The sequence below is a fragment of the Polaribacter sp. 11A2H genome, from assembly GCF_011379025.1.
GTDB lineage: Bacteria > Bacteroidota > Bacteroidia > Flavobacteriales > Flavobacteriaceae > Polaribacter.
Window position 1 is genome coordinate 54,032 of the sequence record NZ_WTLD01000003.1, and the last position, 24,297, is coordinate 78,328.

At 30.5% G+C, this 24,297-nt stretch carries 18 protein-coding genes; 10 read left to right on the top strand and 8 right to left on the bottom strand.

Annotated features, from left to right (window positions below; genetic code table 11):
• Nucleotides 1-12: 12 nt before the first annotated feature.
• The gene (locus tag GQS58_RS04605) at nucleotides 13-3,348 is read right to left on the bottom strand and encodes a SusC/RagA family TonB-linked outer membrane protein (RefSeq protein WP_166383350.1); all 3,336 of its coding nucleotides are present in this window, start codon (nucleotides 3,346-3,348) and stop codon (nucleotides 13-15) included.
• 164 nt (nucleotides 3,349-3,512) lie between these two features.
• Here GQS58_RS04605 and mutY point away from each other — a divergent pair, with 164 nt between their 5' ends.
• From mutY to GQS58_RS04635, 6 genes are all read left to right on the top strand, one after another.
• The gene (mutY, locus tag GQS58_RS04610; protein ID WP_166383352.1) at nucleotides 3,513-4,556 is read left to right on the top strand and encodes an A/G-specific adenine glycosylase; all 1,044 of its coding nucleotides are present in this window, start codon (nucleotides 3,513-3,515) and stop codon (nucleotides 4,554-4,556) included.
• A gap of 40 nt (nucleotides 4,557-4,596) precedes the next feature.
• On the top strand, nucleotides 4,597-5,043 hold the full coding sequence (locus GQS58_RS04615; RefSeq protein WP_166383354.1) for a single-stranded DNA-binding protein: 447 nt from the start codon (nucleotides 4,597-4,599) through the stop codon (nucleotides 5,041-5,043).
• A gap of 19 nt (nucleotides 5,044-5,062) precedes the next feature.
• A complete protein-coding gene (locus tag GQS58_RS04620) occupies nucleotides 5,063-6,391 on the top strand; it encodes a gliding motility-associated protein GldE (protein WP_166383356.1) in 1,329 nt (442 codons plus the stop codon).
• Complete coding sequence (gldD, locus tag GQS58_RS04625) at nucleotides 6,384-6,935, top strand: gliding motility lipoprotein GldD (protein WP_166383358.1); 552 nt, start codon at nucleotides 6,384-6,386, stop codon at nucleotides 6,933-6,935. Before GQS58_RS04620 ends, gldD begins: the two co-directional genes overlap by 8 nt.
• 498 nt (nucleotides 6,936-7,433) lie before the next feature.
• Nucleotides 7,434-9,851 carry a TonB-dependent receptor domain-containing protein gene (locus tag GQS58_RS04630; protein WP_166383360.1) on the top strand — a complete coding sequence of 806 codons (2,418 nt, stop codon included), beginning with the start codon at nucleotides 7,434-7,436 and terminating at the stop codon, nucleotides 9,849-9,851.
• Between the two features lie 11 nt (nucleotides 9,852-9,862).
• Nucleotides 9,863-11,221 carry a hypothetical protein gene (locus tag GQS58_RS04635; protein WP_166383362.1) on the top strand — a complete coding sequence of 453 codons (1,359 nt, stop codon included), beginning with the start codon at nucleotides 9,863-9,865 and terminating at the stop codon, nucleotides 11,219-11,221.
• 197 nt (nucleotides 11,222-11,418) lie between these two features.
• Here GQS58_RS04635 and GQS58_RS04640 read toward each other — a convergent pair whose 3' ends face one another.
• Together GQS58_RS04640 and dprA are read right to left on the bottom strand one after the other, a co-directional pair.
• Nucleotides 11,419-12,486 carry a hypothetical protein gene (locus tag GQS58_RS04640; protein WP_166383364.1) on the bottom strand — a complete coding sequence of 356 codons (1,068 nt, stop codon included), beginning with the start codon at nucleotides 12,484-12,486 and terminating at the stop codon, nucleotides 11,419-11,421.
• A gap of 34 nt (nucleotides 12,487-12,520) precedes the next feature.
• Complete coding sequence (gene dprA / locus GQS58_RS04645; protein WP_166383366.1) at nucleotides 12,521-13,621, bottom strand: DNA-processing protein DprA; 1,101 nt, start codon at nucleotides 13,619-13,621, stop codon at nucleotides 12,521-12,523.
• Between the two features lie 96 nt (nucleotides 13,622-13,717).
• Between dprA and GQS58_RS04650 the strand changes: the two genes are divergently transcribed.
• The 3 genes from GQS58_RS04650 to GQS58_RS04660 all read left to right on the top strand — a co-directional run bounded on the left by GQS58_RS04650 (nucleotide 13,718) and on the right by GQS58_RS04660 (nucleotide 15,728).
• A complete protein-coding gene (locus GQS58_RS04650) occupies nucleotides 13,718-14,629 on the top strand; it encodes an SPOR domain-containing protein (protein ID WP_166383368.1) in 912 nt (303 codons plus the stop codon).
• Nucleotides 14,630-14,706: 77 nt separating this feature from the next.
• A complete protein-coding gene (locus GQS58_RS04655) occupies nucleotides 14,707-15,216 on the top strand; it encodes an acyl-CoA thioesterase (RefSeq protein ID WP_166383370.1) in 510 nt (169 codons plus the stop codon).
• Between the two features lie 11 nt (nucleotides 15,217-15,227).
• A complete protein-coding gene (locus GQS58_RS04660; RefSeq protein ID WP_166383372.1) occupies nucleotides 15,228-15,728 on the top strand; it encodes a mechanosensitive ion channel family protein in 501 nt (166 codons plus the stop codon).
• A 136-nt stretch (nucleotides 15,729-15,864) separates the two neighbouring features.
• On the opposite strand, the gene GQS58_RS04665 is transcribed toward GQS58_RS04660, so the two are convergent.
• From GQS58_RS04665 to GQS58_RS04685, 5 genes are all read right to left on the bottom strand, one after another.
• On the bottom strand, nucleotides 15,865-16,425 hold the full coding sequence (locus GQS58_RS04665; protein ID WP_166383374.1) for a type 1 glutamine amidotransferase domain-containing protein: 561 nt from the start codon (nucleotides 16,423-16,425) through the stop codon (nucleotides 15,865-15,867).
• Between the two features lie 121 nt (nucleotides 16,426-16,546).
• Nucleotides 16,547-17,791, bottom strand: coding sequence for a murein hydrolase activator EnvC family protein (locus GQS58_RS04670; RefSeq protein ID WP_166383376.1), 1,245 nt, complete (start codon nucleotides 17,789-17,791; stop codon nucleotides 16,547-16,549).
• Nucleotides 17,791-18,561, bottom strand: a complete 771-nt coding sequence (locus tag GQS58_RS04675) for a DUF4292 domain-containing protein (protein WP_166383378.1) — start codon at nucleotides 18,559-18,561, stop codon at nucleotides 17,791-17,793. The genes GQS58_RS04670 and GQS58_RS04675 overlap by 1 nt, the downstream gene beginning before the upstream one ends.
• A gap of 2 nt (nucleotides 18,562-18,563) precedes the next feature.
• The gene (locus GQS58_RS04680) at nucleotides 18,564-19,544 is read right to left on the bottom strand and encodes a tetratricopeptide repeat protein (protein ID WP_166383379.1); all 981 of its coding nucleotides are present in this window, start codon (nucleotides 19,542-19,544) and stop codon (nucleotides 18,564-18,566) included.
• Complete coding sequence (locus tag GQS58_RS04685) at nucleotides 19,545-20,561, bottom strand: sugar phosphate nucleotidyltransferase (RefSeq protein ID WP_166383381.1); 1,017 nt, start codon at nucleotides 20,559-20,561, stop codon at nucleotides 19,545-19,547.
• A 355-nt stretch (nucleotides 20,562-20,916) separates the two neighbouring features.
• Here GQS58_RS04685 and GQS58_RS04690 point away from each other — a divergent pair, with 355 nt between their 5' ends.
• Entirely contained in the window at nucleotides 20,917-24,075 is a 3,159-nt protein-coding gene (locus GQS58_RS04690) for a S8 family serine peptidase (protein ID WP_166383383.1), read from the top strand.
• The last annotated feature ends 222 nt before the right edge of the window (nucleotides 24,076-24,297 follow it).

Here is a 24,297-nt window from a genome sequence, read left to right on the forward strand (position 1 = left end):
TTTTAAGATTAATTATATACTAAGATTTAACGACATTGTGAATTGTCTTCTTATAGGAAGAGCAACACCCCCTGTATTATAAAACTCTGGATCTTGTCCATTTAATGCAGAATCTGAATAAATTAGGAACAAGTTAGTACCTTGAAATCTTACGCTAAAAGAAGAAAGACCTAGTTTATCGGTTAATTGCTTATTAAACGAATACCCTAAAGCAATGTTTTTCATTCTTAAGAAATCTCCGTCTGCAACACGAGCAGTTGAATAATTATAAGCATTGTAAGCTACATTTAAATTATTAATAGTTGCTTGTTGTTGTGCACTAGCAATAACAGGAATATTTGTAAAATTCTCATCTCCAGGAACCGTCCATCTATTTACAAAATCTTTAGAAAAAACATCTAAATCTGAATATTGACTAGAGTATAAAGGGTTTAAACGCACTTTATTACCACCAGACCCAGTTATTAAAACATCTAAACTCCAATTTTTATACTTGAAATTATTTGAAAAACCTCCAGAAATATTAGGATCTACAGACCCCTCAAAAACTAAATAATCTGTAACATCTACAGAATTTTGAAAATCAACCCCTGTTGTAACATCAGATCCTTCTGGAAGTCCAAATGTTGGAAAACCTCTACTATCTAAACCATCAAACTTAAAAGAAAACAATGAATTAATTGGGTATCCTTCTATATTACCACCTGTTTGATCTACTAAACCTAATGCAATAGGCGTATTTTCTAGTTTTGTTATTTTTTGATCATAATAAGAAACATTTAAAGATGAAGTCCATTTAAAATTTCCTGTATCTATATTGGTTGTCGTCAAACCAAGTTCAAAACCATCTGTAGTAACATCTGCGTTATTACCTTGTTTTATAAATTGTCCTCCAATACCAGAAGTTCTAACAAAATCTACGTTATCAAAAATATCTCTAAAATAAACATCTGCTGTTAAAAACACTTTATTATTAAATAATCCTAAATCTAGTCCAAGATTTAATTCATATTGTTTTTCCCAAGTCAATTCAGAGTTTTGTAAATCACTTATATTTAGATATGTTTCTCTGTCTCCAGGAATTAATCTATTGCTAATTAAACTTTGAAATATTGCTGCAGCATTGGTAGCAGAACCTGGCGTTGCTACTAAACCATAAGAACCTCTAACCGCTAAATTACTAACAGTATTAGAATCTTGAAGAAAATCTTCATTGGTAGCATTCCATTTAGCACTTACAGAACCTGTAGGTAACCATCTAGAACTTGATGTTTGCCCTTGTCTATTAGAACCATCATATCTTCCTGTTAAAGAAAATATATATCTATCATCATAACCATAAGTAGCTTTACCAAAAAAAGCAACTGTTCTTTCTCTTTCATTGTTAAGTGCAAAATAATTATCACCTTCAGTAATTATTTTCTCTAATACCCTAGGATCCGTGAAAGGCACATATCCATTTTCGTATTGTAAACCATAACCTGTAAAATCTGTGCTACTTCTATCTACATATCTCAACTCCTGCCCTAACAAAACATTTAACTCATGTTTGTCCTTAAATATATTATTGTAATTAAAACTATTTCTTAAATAATAAGTAGTTAAAAAATTGTCGTTTTTATTATAAATACCTCCTTCTCCCAAAACTGGCACAGGAGTAGCATTTGGATTTTCTGGATCTGTAAATAAAAAGATATTAGCATCTCTTACTATAGTTGTTTCATTCGCATTATATGCTTTTATAACATTAGAGTTTTCTTTTACATTGTGTTCTCTAACACTATTTACATATCTAGCAGCAGAATTAAAATCATAAGTTATATGTTCTGATAATTTATATGAAGCATCTATTTGAAAACGGATATCTCTTAAATTTAAATCTATATAATTATTTTCTATTTCTTCTAAAATATTAAAATCTGCCCAGTTATTACGGTAATATTCCAAATTACCGTTAGCATCTCTTGGTCTTAAAGTTCTAGAAGTATTTAAAGCATAACTAAATGGATTGATATCAAAATCTCTAGAAACATCTCCAGAAACATTATCTGTCTGACGCTCAAATGTTCCTGGCGCTCTTTGCTCTCTTATAGAAGCATTAGAAGACAGTGTTAAATTAAATTTATCTGAAAAGTAAAAAGTGTTTTTTAAATTAAATGTTAATCTATTTACGTTTTCTGCAACAGACCACCCTGGATCATTAAAAAAACTTACAGAAGCATACATTGCACTCTTTTCTCCACCACCAGAAAAACTTAAAGAATGATTTTGAGTTAAAGACTGTCTAAACAGTTTTTTAAACCAATCTGTATTCCCTAACTCATATTGTTGTAAAAAACTATTTCTAGCTTCTGGTGTGTTTTCAAGTAAAAACCTTCCAGTTTCAGGATTATACGTATTTGTTCTATTTGCCATAATAGCATAAACCCCTCCATATCTTGCTTGCGCTACACTCGGTAACTCTAAGAATCCTTTAGCTTCTAATTCTTTTAGAATACTTAAATTCTCTTTAGAATCTAAAATATCATATTGAGAATAAGATGGTAAATCTCTTACTGTTTGCTCTAAAGAGTAAGTTACTTTTAAGGGAGATGATTTTCTACCACTCTTTGTCGTTATAACAACAACACCATTTCTTGCACGCGCTCCATAAAGAGATGTAGCAGATGCATCTTTTAAAATATCAATTTTTCTTATATCATTTGCATTTACACCTGCAATAGAAGAACTTATTAAAGTTTCAGCATTTCCAGAAGATAACTGATCTAAATTAGCCTCCACAATATCTTCTTGCACTACACCATCTATAACATATAATGGAGCATTATTACCAAATATTGAAGAAGACCCTCTAATAGTAATCTTTGGAGCAGCACCAAAAGTACCAGAAATATTCTGTATACTTACACCAGGTGTTCTTCCTTCTAACATTCTAGCAACATCTATAACACCATCAATTTTTACATCTTCCATTCTTATAGTACTTGCAGCACCTGTAAAAGATTTTTTATTGATTTTATCATAACCAGTTGTAATTACAATTTCATTTAAAGACTGTTCATCTTCTTCAAGAATTACATTAACAGTATCTCCATTAACAACCTTCTCTATGGTTTTCATTCCTAAGTACCTAAAAACAAGTACATCTCCATTATTTCCGATAATAGTAAATTTACCATCAAAGTCAGTTTCTACACCTTTTTTTAATGTTTTATTAACAACGGAAACCCCCGGTAGAACACCTGTTTTATCTGAAACAGTTCCAGAGATTTTTTTATCTTGCGCAAAAGTCATTTGCACCACAAACGCTAAAAACAGCGTTAGAATAAAGTTTGTTTTTAATTTCATTTATATTCTATTTGAATTAATTTCTGTAAACATCATAATTAATTGTTAATAAAGCAAAATAAATGCTAATTTTAACAACGATAATGTTAATAATTACCAAATTAGTTAAAACACAATATGAATTTTAACATAACACCATATTTTAACATAAAATCTATTAAAAATTGAAATTCCATAAAACATTAATACACTGGTACTTACAAAATAACCGAGATTTACCATGGCGAAAAACCAAAAACCCATATTTTATTTGGTTATCAGAAATCATGTTACAACAAACAAGAGTTGCCCAAGGTTTGTCTTATTATCAAAAATTTACTACAGATTTTCCAACTGTTTTTAACCTCGCTAAAGCGGATGAAAGTACCGTTTTAAAAATGTGGCAAGGTCTAGGATATTATTCTAGAGCAAGGAACCTACATTTTTCTGCAAAACAAATTGCAAACGAACTTAATGGCGAATTCCCAACTACCTATAAAGAGATTATAAAACTAAAAGGAATTGGAGATTATACTGCTTCTGCTATTGCCTCTATTTGTTTTAACGAACCAACCGCAGTGGTAGATGGTAATGTATATAGAGTGCTTTCTCGTTATTATGGTATAAATACACCTATAAATTCAACTGCAGGAATTAAAGAGTTTAAAGCTTTGGCACAATCATTAATTGATGAAACACAACCTGGAACGTATAACCAAGCTATTATGGATTTTGGAGCATTGCACTGCAAGCCTCAAAATCCATTATGTGATACCTGCCCTTTTTCTGATAGCTGTGTAGCTTTAGAAAAAAAGTTAACCAAAGAATTGCCCGTAAAAGAGAAGAAAATAAAGGTCAGAAAACGATATTTTAATTTTCTTGTGATAAAAACCGATGATAATAAAACTATTTTATCAGAAAGAAAAGGTAAAGGAATCTGGCAAGGTTTATACCAATTTCCGTTAATAGAAAGTGAAAAAATTATTAATAAGGAAGAATTAGTTTCAGCAGAAGAATTTATCAATTTATTTCCTTTAGAAACCACCATTTCACTTTTTAACTCAAAAGAAATTGTTCATAAATTATCTCATCAACATTTATATACCCAATTCTGGATTGTAGAAACTGCAAATACTGCCGAAACAACTATAAAATGGAATGAAATTGAAAAATACCCTGTTCCTATTTTAATTGCAAATTTTTTAGAAGCTTTTCAAACTGAAAAGTAATTGATATTTTTAGTACTTTTGTATTTAAAACTCACAAGCCATGGCTGCAGGAACAATAAATAAAGTTATTTTAATTGGTAATCTAGGTGATGATGTTAAAATGCATTATTTTGATGATCAAAATTGTGTTGGTAGATTTCCAATAGCAACCAGTGAAAGTTACACAAACAAACAAAACGGAGAAAAAGTTACCTCTACCGATTGGCACAACCTTGTTGTAAGAAATGGTTTGGCAAAAGTGTGTGAAAAATACTTATCTAAAGGAGATAAAGTATATGTTGAGGGTAAATTAAGAAACCGACAATGGGAACAAGATGGCGTTAAACGTTATTCTACAGAAATTCATGTAAATGAAATGACCATGCTTTCTACCAAGAAAAACACAGATAGCTCAACCCCTATGGCACCACAACAAGAATCTAAAGCTTCTGCCCCAGCACCAAAAAGTGTTGCTACACCAGAAGAAGACGATGATTTACCATTTTAATTAATCTAACTTATAACAATTGGACCCAGATCCCGAAATATTATTCTCATTATTTGCCTCAATAGATTTTGTAACTACGTTTAATTCAGTTTTTCTAATTGTTTTACTTATAAGTTCTGCATTAGTTTCTGGAGCAGAAGTTGCCTTCTTTTCACTTTCACAAACCGATTTAAACGAACTTTCTAACAACGGAAAAGACCAAAACATAGTAGTTAGTTTATTAGAAAGACCTAGAAAATTACTAGCCACAATTTTAATAACCAACAATTTTATAAATATCTTAATTGTATTATTATTTGCTTCATTGGCAGAAACCTTATTTGGTAGCTTCGATTTTAAACTAGAGCTATTTTCGTTTTTAATTCCTACCCGATTTTTATTAGAAATTGTTCTTGTAACCTTTCTAATACTTTTATTTGGAGAGGTTTTACCAAAAGTCTACGCTTCTAGAAATGCGCTTAGCTTTTCTAAAACAATGTCTAAGTTTATACATGCCATAAACATACTATTAACACCTTTTAGTTTACCATTAATTACATTAACAAAGTGGATTGAAAAAAAATTAGGTAGTAAAAATTCTAATTTTTCGGTAGAAACACTATCCCAGGCCCTAGAGTTAACTTCTGAAGGTGCAACCACAAAAGATGAGCAAAAAATTCTTGAAGGAATTGTAAACTTCGGAAATACAGAAACCGTGCAAATTATGGTACCTCGTATAGATATATTTGCGCTTTCTGATACTGAATCCTACGAAGTAGTTTTAGACAAAATTCTAAAAAATGGCTACTCTAGAAACCCAGTCTATAAAGACAACATAGATAATATTGTTGGAGTTTTATACGCTAAAGACTTATTAGCTCATTTAAATAAAACAACCTTTAAGTGGCAAGCACTACTAAGAGAAACTTTTTTTGTGCCAGAAAACAAAAAATTAGATGATTTATTAGTCGATTTTAGAGAGAAAAAAAATCACTTAGCAGTTGTTGTAGATGAGTATGGAGGAACAAGCGGTTTAGTTACTCTAGAAGATGTAATAGAAGAAATTGTAGGCGATATAAATGATGAATTTGATGATGAAGATTTACATTATTCTAAAATAGACGCTAACAATTATATTTTTGAAGGTAAAACAAGTATTAAAGATTTCTGCAAGATTTTAGATGACGAGGATGAAGATATATTTGAAGAAGAAAAAGGAGAAAGTGAAACCTTGGCTGGTTTTATTTTAGAAGTTTCTGGTAAATTCCCTAAAAAAGGAGAGAAAATAAACTTTAAAAATTATACGTTTACCATAGAAGCGTTAGATAAAAAACGCATTAAACAAGTTAAAGCCACACGAAATGCGTAATATTTTTCTATTAACTCTTACAATTCTATTTCTATCTTGTAAAGATGATGTTCTACCAAAACCAAAAGGATATTTAAGTTTAACATACCCTACAAAAGCCTACAAAAAATTAGATTTAGAAAGACCTTATTCTTTTGATATTTTAGAAAATACAAAAGTTTATGACGACCCTAACAATTGGCTAACCATAAAATACCCTAATTTAAAAGCTTCGATAGACATTACATATAGACCTGTAGAAAATAACATTAAAGAACTGCTAACAGAAGCAGAAAAACTGGTTTTTAAACATACAATAAAAGCAGAACAAATTATTCCAAAAGATTTTGTGAATCCTAAAAAAAGAGTGTTTGGTAGCATGTATTATATAACTGGTAATGCGGCCTCTCAAATTCAATTTCACATAACAGATAGTACCAAAAATTTTATAAAAGGATCCTTGTATTTTTACGCCAAACCAAACTACGATTCCATTTTACCTGCTGTAGATTATGTAAAAAAAGACATTTTACGTTTAGTAGAAACACTAGAATGGAAACAATAAACCTTTAAGCTTTTTACTAACATCTAAAAATATAGATGAAAAACTCACGTGTAAAAAACTTACCCTCTTACTTTTATCAACATTTTTTATAAGCACCTCTGCTGTTTTAGATAAATACATTGCTTTACCACAGAAGCAATTATATTATGTAAAGTTAGTTTTGCTACCATTTTAGTTTATATTTTTTGTAAAATGAAAAAATAGATTCAATAATCCTTATTATCACAACACTACAAATTAACCTAGCCTTCTGTATCTCCTAAAAAATAAAAAAAGCTATTTTTAAAAGGATAATTGTGCTTATAAAATAACAAAACTAAAAACACACTATATAGAATCATTAAAAATAACGTGTATTTTTTTAATTATTATCATTATAAACACCTAAAAATTAACACATACATCCTAAAAGTAGCATAAAAAAAATAATTCCTTAAATCCATTAAGTTTATTTAGACTAATTATAAATAATATTATATTTGTCGAAAAATAAAACAAATGCCATCTTTTTTTAAAACACTTATACTGCTACTTATATCATACACTGCTTTTGGTCAAGAAGGTGATTTTTACGGAAAAGTAAAAGTAGATGACAATGAACCAGGTATCGATATTTTTGTAGTTATAAAAGGAAATAACTTTTATAAAGAAACAGTTACTGACTTTAATGGAGAATTCTACATAAAATCAATTCCTTACGGAACTCATAAAATTCAATTCCATTCTTTAAATTCAAAATCTAAAACAATTACTGTTCAACTTAATGCTAAAAAGAAAGAAGTAACTGTTTTATTAGAAAGTATAAAAAATCAGTTAGACGAAGTCCGTATAACAACCAAAACTGAAGAAACAAAAAAAGAGACCCAAGGTTTTGCTGTAAATGTTATAAAAACCGAAGAAGCAAGTCTTAGAAATGTTCAAACAAACGATTTATTAAACACTACAGTTGGTGTAAAAATTCGTCAAAATGGTGGCTTGGGATCAGAAGTTAGTTATAGTTTAAATGGATTATCAGGTAATGCTGTAAGAATTTTTATTGATGGAATCCCTAGTTCTATGTATGGTTCTTCCTACAACCTAAATAGTATTCCTCCTTCCATGATAAAGAATATTGAAGTGTATAAAGGAGTCGTTCCTGGGCATTTAACAGATGATGCTTTAGGAGGTGCCATTAATATTGTACTACATAATGACGTTAAAACAAATTTAAACGCATCTGTTTCTTATGGTTCATTTAACACCCTACAAACTAACGTAAATGGCTTATATCGTTTTGAAAAATCTGGATTTACAGTAAAATCTGCTATTTTTCATAATTACTCAGATAACAACTACAAAGTATCTGGAAGAAGTGTTGTAGATACAGGTTTAGGAGGCGTGCAAACCCCAATTACTGCCAAAAGATTTAATGATGCTTATAAATCTACTGGAGGACTTTTTCAAGTTGGTTTTACAGATGTAGAATGGGCAGACCAGTTTTTGGTTGGCTTTAATGCTTCTAGTGATTACAAAGAGGTACAACATGGTGCTTTTATGACTATAACACCCTATAAAGATCGTTTTTTAGAATCAGATGCTTTGTTAGCAAACATAACTTATCAAAAGACAAATCTTTTTACCAAAGGGTTGGATGTAAAAATAAACGGATTGTACGGAAAAAGAAACCGTGCTATTAGCGATACAGTTGCTTGGGCTTATAGTTGGACCGGAGAAAAGGCAATAGATTTTAGAGGTAACGAATACAAATATACTTGGGGATCTCAGCAAGAAGGAGGACCAACATTAGCTAAAATTAAAAGAAAAGTAGCTTCTATTAGATCTGGTATCTCTTATAATTTTAATGATCAACATAAAGTTTTAGTAAACCACGTTTACAGCGGAGTTGACAGAGAAGACAGTGATGTTTTAGTTTCGGTATTAGAAAACACCTTTAAAGGCACAAGAAATATTGACAAAAACATCTATTCTTTAACCTATGAATTTAAAGCTTTTAATAATAGATTAAGAACAAGCATATTTGGAAAACATTATCAACAAAAAACAACAAGTATAGATCCTGAAATACAAACAGACACAAACGGAAACAAAAGCATCGTTGATGAAATTATAAGTAGTAATAACAAAAAAGACGGATACGGTTTTGCAGCTTCTTATGCTATTTCTCCAAAAGTTACATTGTTAACTTCTGCAGAAAAAGCTGTTCGTTTACCAGATGAAACTGAAGTTTTTGGTAATGATGGTGATAATGTAGTAGCAAACCCAACTATTAAACCAGAACAAAGTAACAACTATAACTTAGGTTTTAGATTTGGAACCTTTAACATAAAAGACCATGATTTCTCTATCTCTACCAATGTATTTACAAGAAACATTAAAGACAGAATTGGTTTACCTATAGAAACATCTTTTAATGTTGATGACGAATTAATTGTATACGTAAATCAAGGAACCGCAACTTCTAAAGGGATAGACGCACAATTAAATTACACCTATGATAGAAATTTTGGAGTAAATTTTAACGTGTCTCGTTTCGATTTACAAATTATAAATAGCAATGTAGAAATAGATGTACCAAACACACCTTTTTTTACCATGAATGGTAGTTTACGCTACTCTTTTAAAGATTTAATACAGAAAAAATCTAGACTAAACCTATTTTACTCGATGTACTTTACAGATGAGTTTTCATACTTAGTACCACAGGGTTCTAATACAGTTGGTAATGATTTTTTTGAAGTACCAAAACAATTTTCTCAAGATTTTGGTCTGAGTTATTCTTTTCCAAACAAAAAACTTGTTGCTAGTTTCGATATTAAAAACATATTTGACAAACCTGTATTCGATAATTTATCTGTACAAAAACCAGGTAGAGCTTTTTACATAAAATTAAATTACACAATCAATAAATTTAACTAAATAAAATAAAAATGAAAAGATTTTTTTTAAACCACAAAGCATTAGCCCTTGTATTATCATTAGGCCTATTTACGGCATGTAGCGAAGATGTCAACGATGATCCAATTGATACCCCAGAACCAGATGCTACTAGATGGATAACAATTGCTGGAGCAAAAATGGGAGATGCACCAGGAGATGGAAATGGAGGAACATTAATTTATAGTGTATCTAGTGAAGATGCAAAAGACCCAACAGTGTCTATAGATCCTTTCGAAAATGGTTTTATAGCACCTTCTAATAGAACTGCTAGATTACAGGCTTCTGAAAACGGGAACACTATTTTTAACATTAGTTATGCAGGAGATACTGGTGGTAATTACACAAAGTATACTGTAGAAGGTGGTCAAAATTTTACACCACAAGGTACATCTATAAGTATTGCTCCTTATGTAGGAACTGCACCAAGATGGATAAAGTTATTTGATGGTGATAAAACAGGATCTGCAGTATACGTATCTACAGAACACCAAGTGGATGATAACGGAACACCAGAGGATGCAACAGATGATGTTTATACAAACACAGAAGCGACTATAGGTGTTGTTACTTTAGATTTAGAAAACTCAGCAATAATTGACTTTAAAGATCACGTGGTTCCTTTAAGTGCAGAAGAAGAAGAAGCAGGTTATTATTTTTCTAGAATTGACATGCCAACTTTAAATGCAGCAGGAGATAAATTATATATCGGAGCTCGTTTAAGTAAAGTAAATCCGACTACTGTAGAAAGTGAAAGTGATTACGAAATTTTAGGTTCTAAGACAATTGTATTAGATTATCCATCATTAGACAACCCAACAGTAATCACTTCTACTGTAGGACATGGAAACACAAACGGATACAGAAGTATTAATGCTTTTGAATATAACGGAAGTGTTTACCAAGCAAACCAAAGTGATCCAGAAGGTTCTCATATTTTAAAAATTGGAGCTAATAATGAATATGACAATTCTTACGACTTTAATTTAGACGATGCTTTAGGCGTAACAGGAGCTTATGTTCTTGCTTGGAGACCTGCAGCAAACGGAAAAGCAGTATTAGCGTATCGTCATGAAGCTTCTGCGGATGGTTTAGCAGGAGCTCAAGGATTTTTTGCTTTGGTAGATTTAAATGCTAAAACAGCTGTAAAAATTGAAGATATTCCTTATGATCCAGATTTTTACTTATTCCAATACCAAGGTTTTGCGGTTGATGGAAATGAAATCTATTTAACACAAGCGCCTGTTGGCCAAAACGGAAACATTTATGTTGTAGATACTGAAAGTGGTGCTGTAACTAAAGGTGCTGAGTTAGTAAACGCAACAGGAAGTCATTTTATTGGGGCTTGGTAATATTAAAATAATGCCAACTAAAAAGGACGTAAATTAATTTTTACGTCCTTTTTTTTTATTTCAGAATCTTTCTTTTAGATACTAATGCTTGTAATTCCTTTAGTAAAATAGTTTACAAACAAGTTTAGCCCTGATTGAAGTGGCATCCTTTTTTTGTTTTTTCAAAAAAAGATATAACGGAAAGCAGGAAATAGCTTCTAAAACAACTCTTTATTACTAATATCTAAATAGTTACGCTTAACAAAAGCTAGAATAGTTTCTAAAATCTCGCCCATATTATTACATTTTTTAAACTCTACATCTCCTACATATTTAATTAATTGCTTTTTTAGAAGCGCTACGTTTTTTGGGTAAGAAATAGTATCTGCTTTCATACATTTTATTAAACGGGCAGTTCTTCTTGGAGCGGTAATCATCCTTTTAGCCATAAAGGAACGTTCTTCTATTTTGTATTGATCTATAGAGCTATTTTGTAGTTTTTTACCAACCATTTCTACCATCTTAAAGTTCTCTTTCATAAACTGTAAGTTGTAGACTTTTAAGTTTCCTTCAAAAGATTGCTGATCGAAATCTATAGCTCTTATTTTATAGATAACTTGGTCGAAATCGTGAATTGGTGTAATTACGTAATTGTACGAACGCATATCGCCCAATAAACGGATTAAACATCGTTCTTTAAACTTTACAAATTCTTTGGCTATTTGTGCTTTTTCTAACTCGGTACAGCCTGGTAAAATGTCTCTAATAAAATCGTCTCCAGGTATGCCTGCAATGTGCTCTTCTATTAAGGTGTCTTTAAATACCAAAAAGTTCATGTTATGGGGAGACAGAATATGTTCTAATTCTAAACCATAAATACGAGAAGCATCTGCCTTTTTTACATAAAAATAGGTAAAGTTATCATTTAAAATATTTCTAACTTTAATTCTAAATGGTTTAGAGTTACCAAACGTACAATAATCTATAGCATCTATGTTTAAATACGGAATGCTATCATCATTACCATCGGAATGCAACCTTGTGTAAATTTTCTTTAAATTTCTATCAATCTCTTCTCTTTCGTATTGAGAAAAGTAGGTCCTTACCCATAAAGTGTCTTCATCATTCTTATCATAGACAGTTATTGATCCTTGAAAACGTAATAAATCATCATAATAAAGAGGAATCTTTATATTTCTATTATAGTTCTTTAAATAAGCACCAAGCATTTCATTTACGGGAAATGTTGGTTTTTTTCTGGACATCAATTTTTTCTCTACCGCCATCTTTACTTCATATTTTCATCAAAAATAAGCATTATTAAGTAAGTTCGAACATCTTTCCTGGCAAAGGTTTTGTTACGCCTTTTAATTCCATTTGCAACAAAATAGATGATAATTGATAAATAGGAATATTACATTCTAAAGAAATAACATCTAATAATTGTTGTCCTTTATCGTGTAATAAATCATGAATTTTTTGCTCTTTCTCGTTTAATTCTATAAACAATTGTTTCTGAATTGGTTTCGTTTTCTCTTGAACATCCCAATTTAACATTTTTACAATATCTGAAGCAGAGGTTAGCAAGTGCGCTCTGTTATTTTTAATTAAATTATTACAACCTCTACTATAAATATCTGTGGTTCTTCCTGGAGCCGCAAAAACATCTTTATTATAAGAATTCGCTATATCTGCTGTAACCAAAGAACCTCCTTTTGAGGCAGATTCTATAATAATGGTTGCTTTAGATATACCCGCAACAATTCTGTTTCTTTTTAAAAAATTTTCTCTTAAAGGAGTTTCTTCACTCCAAAACTCGGTTAAAAAACCGCCATTTTCATTTACTTGGTTTATATATTTCTTATGTACCTTCGGATAAATTTGCTCTAAACCATGTGCTAAAACAGCAATGGTTTGCAAGTTGTTTTCTATTGCTGCTTTATGTGCACAAATATCTACTCCGTACGCAAAACCACTTACAATTATAGGGTTGTAAACTGCAATTTCTTTAATTAATTGATTGCAAAAATCGCGTCCGTAAGAACTAATATTTCGGGTACCAACGATAGAAATAATTTTTTGGTTAGAAAAATCTAAGTTTCCATCTTTAAACAATAATATAGGACTATCTATACAATGTTGAAGATTTTTAGGATAATCATCTTCTAAAAAATAAGTATAAGAAATCTTATTATCTTGAATATATTTTAGCTCTTGTTGCGCTAATTCTATATTTTTCGAATCGAACAAATGTTTTAAAACATGACCTCCTATTCCGTTAATTTTTGAGAGTATCGCTGTCTTTTCTTTAAATACCTGTTCTACATCTCCCACATTTACAATGAGTTTTTTGGCTAAAATATCGCCAATTGCTTTGCTCTTTTGTAATCTTAAGATCGCTAATAATTTTTCTTCTTTCAATTTTGTAACAATTTGAATACCAATATATAAAATATTTGTTAATAAAATTGTTAAGAAATTCTTTTACAAAACGGCTTAATTTCTATATTTGCTACAATGAATTTAGCAACTTACATAAACGATTTACTGTACAGATACGATTGCGTAATTGTACCTGATTTTGGAGGATTTGTAACTAATAGAATTGGTGCAAAAACCAATAATTTTACACATACTTTTACACCACCTACTAAACAGGTTACTTTTAACAGCTTGTTAAAACACAATGATGGTTTATTAGCTAATTATATTGCTTCTGCAGAAAATATTTCTTTTACAAAAGCATCTACTGCTATTTCATTATCTGTAATTAAATGGCAAAATGAATTGCAATCTAAAGCTGTACAAATTGATAGTTTAGGTATTTTGTCTTTAAATGAAGAAAAACAAATTATTTTTGAACCAAATACTGCTGTTAACTATTTAACAGAATCTTTTGGTTTAGATACCGTAACTTCTTCTGCTATTTCTAGATTTAAAGAACAAGTAAAACCTTTAAACCCTCTTCCTGTAAAAGAAGAAAATAAAGGAATACCTGCATTTATAAAATACGCGGCAACTGCAGCTATTTTACTAACGTTGGGTTTTGCTGGTTATAATGGTTATGAAAATAATCTACAAAAAGAAAATTTAGCAAATCAAGAAAAAGCAATTCAGAAAAAAATACAATCGGCTACTTTTGTTATTTCTAACCCTTTACCTACTATTAACTTAAATGTTGTTAAAGAAGTAGCAAAACCTTTTCATATTATTGCTGGAGCTTTTCAATTTGCAGAAAATGCAGAAAAAAGAGTAGAAGAATTAAAAGCAAAAGGATTTGATGCTCAAATAATAGGCATTAATAAATGGGGGTTAACACAAGTTACTTTTAATAGTTACACTAACCGTAATGAAGCTACTAATAACCTTTATAGAATTCAAAAAACAGTATCTAAAGATGCTTGGTTGCTTGTTGAAAAGTTAGATTAACACTACTTTTCTTTAACATTTTTAAAACTCATTTTTTAAGAAGCGATTACTATCTTTGCAAAAAAAAATATTTTTTGATGGAAGTAAAAACGCCGAAAGAATCTTTAACAATACTTACCGACTTAGTTTTACCCGGTGAAACCAATTATTTAGACAACCTTTTTGGAGGCGAATTACTTGCCAGAATGGACAGAGCTTGTAGTATTGCTGCAGGGAGACACTCTAGACGAATTGTAGTTACAGCCTCTGTAAACCATGTTGCTTTTAGCAAAGCAGTACCCGTTGGAAGTGTGCTTACTATAGAAGCTAAAGTTTCGAGAGCGTTTAACTCTTCTATGGAAACATATGTAGATGTTTGGACAGAAGACAGACAATCTGGATCTAGAACTAAAGTAAACGAAGGTATTTATACGTTTGTTGCCGTAGATGAAACAGGAAGACCTGTTGCAATTCCACAAATTAGACCAGAAACAGATTTAGAACAGACACGCTACGAAGGTGCTTTACAACGTAAAGAATTAAGTTTAGTTTTAGCAGGAAAGCTAAAACCTGGAGATGCAACTGCCTTAAAAGCTGTATTTAGTTAAATACTATAATTATGGAATTTTACAATTATAAAATTATATCCTCGCTAGCAATTTTAATTGTTGCTTTTTTTATTCGCTTTGTAATTACCAATTCTTTAAAAAAAATTCAACTGAAATTTGGGTTTCAAAAAGCCAGAATTATTTTAACTAATAAAATAATTTCAGTGCTTATTTACATTACCATAATTGTATTTGTATCTTTTGTTTGGGGTGTAGATGAGAAACAATTATTAGTCTACGTTTCTTCTTTTTTAACCATTTTAGGTATTGCTTTTTTTGCGCAATGGTCTATTCTTTCTAATATTACTGCGGGCTTAATTTTATTTATAAATTACCCTGTAAAAATTGGAGATACCATTACTATTTTAGAAAAAGATAATAATATTACTGGCGAAATTAGAGATATTGGTGCATTTTTTATCACGCTAAGAACGCTAGAAAAAGAATTAATAACCATTCCTAATGCAGTTATACTTCAAAAAAACATTAAATATTCTCCTCAACCAGAGTAGTCTTTATTTAATTTTTTAGTAAAGATTTTTGTTTAGATTAAAATAGTTAAAGATTATCATAAAAAAGAAGCGCAAATTTAAATTTGCGCTTCTTTTTTTATTTATCAATAGTAATCGTTTTATTTAAAAGATAAAACTAAGCCATTTGACCTTTGTGTTTACCTTCATATACTTCCTCTACTAACTTAGCATTAAATGCAGGTAAATCATCAGGGTTTCTACTGGTAACCAAACCCTTATCTACAACTACTTCTTCATCTACCCAATTTGCTCCGGCGTTTATAAGGTCTGTTTTAATAGAGCTATATGAAGTTATTTTTCTCCCTTTTAAAACATCCGCTTCTGCCAATAACCAAGGTCCATGACAAATAGCACCTACAGGTTTATGATGCTCAAAAAAAGATTTTACAAAACTAACGGCATCTGCATTATTACGCAATACATCTGGGTTTATAACTCCACCAGGCAACATCAATGCGTTATAGTTTTCTTGAGATACTTCTTTTAAAGTTTTATCTACTTTATACGTTTTTCCCCAATTACCTTCATTCCAAGATTTTATTTCTCCAGATTCTAAAGACACAATGTGCACCTCTGCACCAGCTGCTTCTAAAGCTTTCTTAGGCTCTTTTAATTCACTTTCTTCAAATCCATTAGTTGCTAATATTGCAACGGTCTTTCTTTTTAAGTTTTCCATTTTAATAAAATTTTAATTAATATAAAAAATTTGTAAATTCTACTACAAAATTAATTATATACCAGCGTTCTTATGTGTGGTATCAAATTCTATTTTAACGCAAATACTATTTTAAGTAATTTTATCTTCTTAAAATCCAAGAAGAAGGATTTAAACGTGTTGTATTTTTAAACAATACAAAGATTAATTTCGTTTTTTTAGAAACTTTATCTGTAAAAACCTGACCAATTGCTTGCCCCGTTATAACAACATCTCCTTTACTAACAGTAACTTTTTCTAGGTTATTGTAAGATGAAATATAATTACCATGTTGTATTAAAACATTTTTTCTACCCTCTGCACTCACCAAAACATTTAATACTCTTCCATTAAAAATAGATTGGGCCTTTATGCCTTCTTTGGTAGCAATATGCAAACCAGTACCATTAACGGTAATTCCAGGAAATGATGGATGAGGCTGAGTACCAAATTTTCTAATTACAATACCTTCACTTACAGGCCAAGGTAACTTACCTTTATTTAATTCAAATTTTGCGGCTAAAGCCTTTGCTTCCGGACTTAAAATAAACTCATTTTTCTTAACAACAGTTGGTTTATTGGGCTCATCTTTTAGCTTAGCTCTTGCAACTCTATTTGCTCGCTCAATTTCTTCACGAATTTTTCTATCAATTTGTACTGTAACCCTTTTCTCTTCTTTAACTTTACTTTGAAGCTCTTTCTTGTAACTACTTTCTTTTTTCTTGATAGTAGCTAATAATTTCTCTTGATTCCTTTTATCTTCTTCAATTTCCTTTTTTTGTTCATTTTCAGAAGCTATTAACTTGTCTTTTAAGTTTTTTTGAACCAATAAAGAGTCATTTACAACTTGTACTTCATTTGTATGAACAACAATTTCTTCTCCTTGTTTTTTTCTATAAGCAGTATACTGTTTCATATACTCAAACCTTTTATAAGCCTGATGAAAATTCTGGGAAGAAAGTAAAAACATCATTCTACTTTGCTGAGATTTACTTTTGTAAGATTTAAGGATAATACTTGCATAATCTGCTTTTAAATCTGCTAACTTCTTCTCTAATTTTTTTAGCTCCATTTCATTTGCACGAATCTCTTTTGATAAAATTCTTGCTTCTGCGTTAATTATAGAAATTAATTTAGCCCTAACACTAATCTTTCTATTTAAATCATTTAAATCTTCTAAGGCATTATCTACTTTCTTCTTTTCTTTAAAAAGCAACGAGTTTACTTGCTTAATTTCATAATTAAGTTTTTTACGTTGCTCTTCTAACTGTTTTCTTGTTTGTCCAAAAACAGAAAAAACACTTAAAAATAAAATAAAAACGGGTATATAAATTTTTCTGCTTTTCACTATAATTTAATTTTCTTGTAACCTTTAGGTATTGAAAAAGAAGTGTCTATATCTTTATTAAACTCCACAGATCTTACTATAAAATCTATATCTGTAAATTTACCTGGTTGTTTTGCTTTAATATTAATTTCTGATGGAAAAATAGCATCATCAACCAAATTATAAGATGGGTAAAAGATATCTAAACGTTGATTTTTTGCTGTATTTACAATAGATTGCTTGTCTAATTTAAAATGCGAAGGATTTACAGAAAAGAAAACATCAAATAATTTTTCTTGGGTTTCTGGAGATAAAACATACGAATTATCTATGATGCTTACATGTTGCTTTTGATCTTTAACATTTTTTAAAGATTGCCCCAAAAACAAATTTTGAAGTTGATTAAAATTAATATCTGTACCCAATAACTTTTTTAGCATTGTAAAATCTCCTTCAAAATATTCTCTTTCTAAAGAGGAATAATAACTTACAGAAGTTGGTGTAATCTTTGCTTTAAACAACGTAATAATCTTAGTTCCTTTTAGCCAGATTACTTCATCCTTTTCCATTTTTAAACTAACAGAAAAACCTTGATTAATCTTACCGTTATTAAAGTTTGCTTTTAGCTTTGCATCTACCGTTTGTTTATCAAAATTAGCAGCAATATGTTTTCTTGCAACCTTTTTTGCAGACATTTCTTCGGCAATATTATTTGCACTTATTAAATCTTTTTTTGTTTTACAAGAAGTAAAGACTACTGCAAAAACCACAAAATATTTTAAAAACTTCATTCTTATTCTTTTATTTTTTTTGATTTCTCAATAAACTTTTTTTCTTCTATAATATTACCTAAACCCTTATAAGAAACTGCCATTTCTTTATAAAAATCTACTTCCATAGTATCTTCAATTACAAAATCGATACCATTCTGTAAACTTATTAACGCCTTTTTAAACTTTTTCTGATAATTTAATGCCTTTCCTTTCATTAAATATACAAAAGCCTGCGCAGGAAACAGTAAAATACCTTCATCAGAATATTTTAAAAGTTTTTCAGGATTCTCTTTAGATGCTATTAAAATTTGTTGTAAAAAGGCATACGAATTATTCGCTTTAAATTGCTCTTCTAGAGAGCTACCGTTAGTTATCCCCTCTTTAACTACTGCTTTATTGTTTCTTTTAGTTAAGCCTTCTTTCAACCTTTTAAAAGAAGTAGAAAGTCCATTGTTTTGCTCCATTGTATTCATTAAAGAAATCGCTTTATCTTCTTCTTTATTATTTAAATACAACTTTACCAACAACTCTTGCTCATTTAAGTTAATTGCAACCAATTTTTGCTGAACCTCAATTGCTTCAGAAAAATTTTTATCTCTTATATGGATTTTAACAAGATGCTGTAACATCCAAATATTATTGGGTTCATTACTCAGTGCTCTATTGATATACTCTTTTGCCAATAATGTTTTATTAAGCAATAAATAATTTTTAGAAAACTCAAAATAAACAGCCATATTACCTGCTAAGATCTGATTACTGCTTTCTAAGTTTTCAATAGCTTTTTGATAATTACCAATTGATTTTTCTGACAAAGCCTTAAAAAAAAATTGCTGAAAATCTAACTCTTTTTCTTCTGTTAAATCTTTAGCAATTGGTATACTATCTTGTGTGAAAGAGTTTAAAGAAAAGAGAACAAAGAAGAAAGAAAAAAGAACATAGTTATAAAAACCAATAATGTTCTTTTCTCCAAACTCTTTGTTCTTCCTTCTAAATTTCATTTATGTTAATTCTGTATAATCACCAATACTTACAGAAGTATATTTACCATTATATTTAGCATGGTTACCAATCATTGCATTGTCTAAATCTGCATTAGAAATTGCTACATTAGATTGAATTAAAGAATTAACAATCGTAGAATTTTCTACTACACTATTTGCTCCAATAGAAACATACGGTCCTATTTTTGTATTTTTAAGCACTACATTTTTCCCAATAAAACATGGTTGAATAATTTCTGAATTTTCTAAAACTACATCTTTAGCTACTAAATTATTACCAGCTTCATGCTCAAAACCTAAAACTTGCTTGTTTGTATCTACCGTTGGGTCTTTTTTACCACAATCCATCCAAGCGCTAACTGTACCAGGTACAAATTTAGATCCTTGTTGTTTTAAAGATTCTAAAACATTGGTAAGTTGATATTCTCCGTTTTCTTTTAAATCGTTATCGATTAAATATTGAATTTCTTCTAATAATTTATCGCCACTTTTAAAGTAATAAATTCCAATAATAGCTAAATCAGAAACAAAGTCTTTTGGTTTTTCTATAAAATCTGTAATAAAACCATCTTGTAATTTTACAACACCAAAAGCACTTGGGTTTGCTACTTTACTTACCCAAATTGCACCATCTGCATTTACATCTAACGTAAAATCTGCTTTAAATAAAGTATCTGCATACGCTACAACACACGGTCCGCTTAAAGATTCTTTAGCACAGTAAATTGCATGTGCTGTTCCTAAAGCTTCTTCTTGTACATAAACAGATCCTTTAGCACCTAATTCTGCAGCAATTTTTAATAATTGTGCTTCTGTATCTGTAGGAAATCCTTTGGCTGTTGTACCGATAACAAATGCAATTTCATCAATCTCTTCATCAATAACAGAAGCAATATCTTCTACTAAACGTTGTACAATTGGTTTTCCTGCAATTACTGTTAAAGGTTTTGGAACTGTTAATGTATGAGGTCTTAAACGAGACCCAATTCCGGCCATTGGTACTATTATTTTCATATCTTTTTTTTATCAATAAATATGAGCGCAATATACTATTAATATAGGAGATGTAAAAAAACAAGATTTCAATTTTACTTTCTCATTCTCACTGAAAACAGTTAGTTATCCCACTGTTTTCAGTGATGGTAAATTTCACCATTTTCAGTGATTGCAAGATCCGTAATAAAAATATAATTTTGTAAAGAATAATTTATAAATATTTACTAATCCACACAAAAATAAAAATTATTCGTAATATATTATTAAATAAAATTAATAATACACATCTCTATTAAGTCTTATCGTTTAGACTTTCAAAAAAAAAGGCGATAAAATTAACCCAAACAATCATTAATTGAAAACTACAAAAACAATGAAAACAAATTACTTCAGTAAACTTCTTATTATAGGAGTTTTTTTCGCATTCAGCTTAAACCTGCATGCACAAAAGCAAGTTGAATTAAAAAAAATTAGTGCCAAGTACAATCAAAAAACATTAAGTACTTTAGAAAATAAACTTAAAGAAAAGTCTTCTTTTGAAAAAGAAAAGGCACTTAAAATAGCAAAAAAGAAAGGATGGGATGTTAGGTTTACTAACAAAAAAGGCGAATTACTTGAACTTCAAAAAGTAGTAAACGGAAAACCAATTTACTACACAACATTTAATGTTGCTGCAGCAAAATCTACAAGAACAAACCACCTAAATTCTGGCGGATCTTTAGGCTTAAATCTTATGGGGCAAAATATGATTGCACATGTTTGGGATGGTGGTTTAGCAAGAACTTCTCATCAAGAATATGATGGAGCTGGCGGAACAAATAGATTTTCTATTGGAGACGGCACAACAACATTAAACTATCATTCTGCACATGTAACAGGTACTATTATTGCTTCTGGTGTAGTTGCAAAAGCAAAAGGAATGGCACCACAAGCAAGAGCGGTTGGTTATGATTGGAATAATGATACTTCAGAAGCTACAAATGCTGCTTCAAACGGAATGTTAGTTTCAAATCACTCTTATGGTTTTGCTACAAGAAATCAACAAGGGCAACCTCAACTTCCAGATTATTATTTTGGAGGATATATTTCTGATTCTAGAGATTGGGATAACGTTATGTTTAATGCTCCTAACTTTTTAATGGTTGTGGCTGCAGGAAATGACGGAAATGATAATTCTGCAAACGGAACTCCTTTAAATGGAAATTCTTCTTATGATAAGCTATCTGGTCATGCAACCTCTAAAAACGGAATGGTTGTAGCCAATGCTAATGATGCAAATATTGATGCCAATGGAAACCTACTTTCTGTTACCATAAACTCTTCTAGCAGCGAAGGACCAACAGACGATTACCGTATTAAACCAGATATTACAGGAAACGGAACTGCCGTTTATTCTACTTATGAATCTAGCGATACTGCATACAATAGTATTACAGGAACCTCTATGGCATCTCCAAACGTTGCTGGTACGTTATTAATTTTACAACAACACGCCAACAATGTTAGGGGTTCATTTATAAAAGCTTCTACGTTAAAAGGAATTGCTTTACATACTGCAGATGATGCAGGTGCCAATGGTCCTGATGCTATTTTTGGATGGGGATTAATGAATGCTAAAAAAGCAGCGGTTGCAATTACACAAAACGGTACTGAATCTAAAATTGAAGAATTAACTTTAACAAGCGGTCAAACATACCAAATTACTGTAGATTCTGACGGAGTGAATGATTTAATGGCTTCAATTTCTTGGACAGATAGAGCGGGGGTAGCAACAACAAAAGTAAATTCAAATACAGCTGTTTTAGTAAATGATTTAGATATTAGAGTCTCAAAAAACCAAACTACATACACACCATGGAAACTAACGGGTGTTACCACTAACGGAAAAGGAGATAATACCGTAGATCCTTATGAAAGAGTAGATATTGCAAATGCATCAGGAACTTATACAATTAAAGTAACCCATAAGGGAACTTTAATTGGTGGAAGTCAAAATTACTCTTTAATAGTAACTGGTTTAACAGGAACTCCTGCTGTCTGTAATGCTACAACTCCAACAAGTCTTACTATTGATAATTTTGATTCTTCTACCGCAACTGCTTCTTGGAGTGCAGTTACAGGTACTTCTTACGATTTTAGATATCGAAAAACAGGAACTTCTACCTGGACAAACACTACTACCGCTACAACTTCTACTTCTTTATCAGGCTTAACGCCAAGTACTTCATACGAAGTACAAGTAAGAAGTAAATGTTCAAATAATTCTACATCAGCATATAGCCAATCTGCTAATTTTACTACTAAAGATGTTCAATTAAATTATTGTAACTCTAATGGAAATAGTGTAAATGATGAATATATTAGTAAAGTAGTTTTAGGAAGTATTAACAATACAACCGGAGGAGCACCTAGTGGATATACAGATTACACTTCTCAATCTACAAATTTAACTAAAGGAACTTCTTCTACAATTACAATAACTCCTATCTGGACAGGAACTGCATATAATGAAGGTTATGCTGTTTTTATTGATTATAATAAAGATGGTGACTTTACTGATAGTGGAGAAATTGTTTGGACTGTTACAACTTCAGAAACAACACCAATAAGTGGTTCTTTCACAGTGCCAACATCTGCAATTACAGGACCAACAAGAATGCGTGTTGTTATGCAATACAATACAACTCCTTCTGCTTGTAATTCTTTTGATTATGGAGAAACCGAAGATTATACTGTAAATATTACGGCTGCTGCTGCAGTAACAGCATCTACAACAATGCTACATGAAGCTTATTTTGAATCTGACTGGAGCGGTTGGTCTGACGGAGGAACTGATTGCTATAGATATACTGGCACTAGCTCTTACCAAGGTAATTCTTCAATTAGAATTAGAGATAATTCTGGTACCGAATCTGCAATGACATCACCAACATTTAATTTAACTAGTTACAATTCTGTTGAAGTAGAATTCTATTTCTATTCTTATTCTATGGAAAACGGAGAAGATTTTTGGCTACGTTATTACAATGGGTCTTCTTGGACTACAGTAGCTGCTTGGGCAAGTGGAACAAATTTTGAAAATGACAAATTCTACACCGCTAAAATCAATTTAAATAATACTGATGTAAATTTTGCAACTAATGCTGCCTTCAGGTTTCAAAATGACGCCTCTAGTAATAACGATTACATCTATATAGACCAAGTAACTATTAAAGGTATCGTTGGCAATAAAGCTGCCGAAAACGCTATTAATGCACTGCCTACTAAAAACATAGGTTTTACAACTAACAATAGTTTATTTAATGGCGATAAAATGGTTTATCCAAACCCTGCGAGAGATATTTTAAATATCAATCCTAATTTTAGTTTAATATCACCTAATTATAGTATTACAAATGTATTAGGTCAAATAATAAGAACGGGGAGTATTAAAAATAATGCTATAAATATTAGCACCCTAAAAAAAGGAATTTATTTAATAAAATTAACCGACGAAGAAGAAACTTTTACTCAGAAATTTATTAAACAATAAATAACTTATTACCAATCATCCTTTAAAACCCTAGGTATAGCCTGGGGTTTTAAATTTTACATAACCATTTTCAGGGAGTCATCTCACCATTTTCAGGGAGGTGAAATTTCACCATTTTCGGGTATTGACAAGTACCTTTATTCATTATATATTTACATTATTATTGTATTAGAATTTATTAGGTTAAACAATACCTTTAAAAATAATACTGTGGATCTAAAT

Coding starts and splice junctions, on each gene's coding strand:
- GQS58_RS04605 (WP_166383350.1), bottom strand. CDS start 3,348: ATGAAATTAAAAACAAACTTTATTCTAACGCTGTTTTTAGCGTTTGTG.
- GQS58_RS04615 (WP_166383354.1), top strand. CDS start 4,597: ATGGCTGCAGGAACAATAAATAAAGTTATTTTAATTGGTAATCTAGGT.
- gldD (WP_166383358.1), top strand. CDS start 6,384: ATGCGTAATATTTTTCTATTAACTCTTACAATTCTATTTCTATCTTGT.
- GQS58_RS04630 (WP_166383360.1), top strand. CDS start 7,434: ATGCCATCTTTTTTTAAAACACTTATACTGCTACTTATATCATACACT.
- GQS58_RS04635 (WP_166383362.1), top strand. CDS start 9,863: ATGAAAAGATTTTTTTTAAACCACAAAGCATTAGCCCTTGTATTATCA.
- GQS58_RS04640 (WP_166383364.1), bottom strand. CDS start 12,486: ATGGCGGTAGAGAAAAAATTGATGTCCAGAAAAAAACCAACATTTCCC.
- GQS58_RS04650 (WP_166383368.1), top strand. CDS start 13,718: ATGAATTTAGCAACTTACATAAACGATTTACTGTACAGATACGATTGC.
- GQS58_RS04655 (WP_166383370.1), top strand. CDS start 14,707: ATGGAAGTAAAAACGCCGAAAGAATCTTTAACAATACTTACCGACTTA.
- GQS58_RS04660 (WP_166383372.1), top strand. CDS start 15,228: ATGGAATTTTACAATTATAAAATTATATCCTCGCTAGCAATTTTAATT.
- GQS58_RS04665 (WP_166383374.1), bottom strand. CDS start 16,425: ATGGAAAACTTAAAAAGAAAGACCGTTGCAATATTAGCAACTAATGGA.
- GQS58_RS04675 (WP_166383378.1), bottom strand. CDS start 18,561: ATGAAGTTTTTAAAATATTTTGTGGTTTTTGCAGTAGTCTTTACTTCT.
- GQS58_RS04680 (WP_166383379.1), bottom strand. CDS start 19,544: ATGAAATTTAGAAGGAAGAACAAAGAGTTTGGAGAAAAGAACATTATT.
- GQS58_RS04685 (WP_166383381.1), bottom strand. CDS start 20,561: ATGAAAATAATAGTACCAATGGCCGGAATTGGGTCTCGTTTAAGACCT.
- GQS58_RS04690 (WP_166383383.1), top strand. CDS start 20,917: ATGAAAACAAATTACTTCAGTAAACTTCTTATTATAGGAGTTTTTTTC.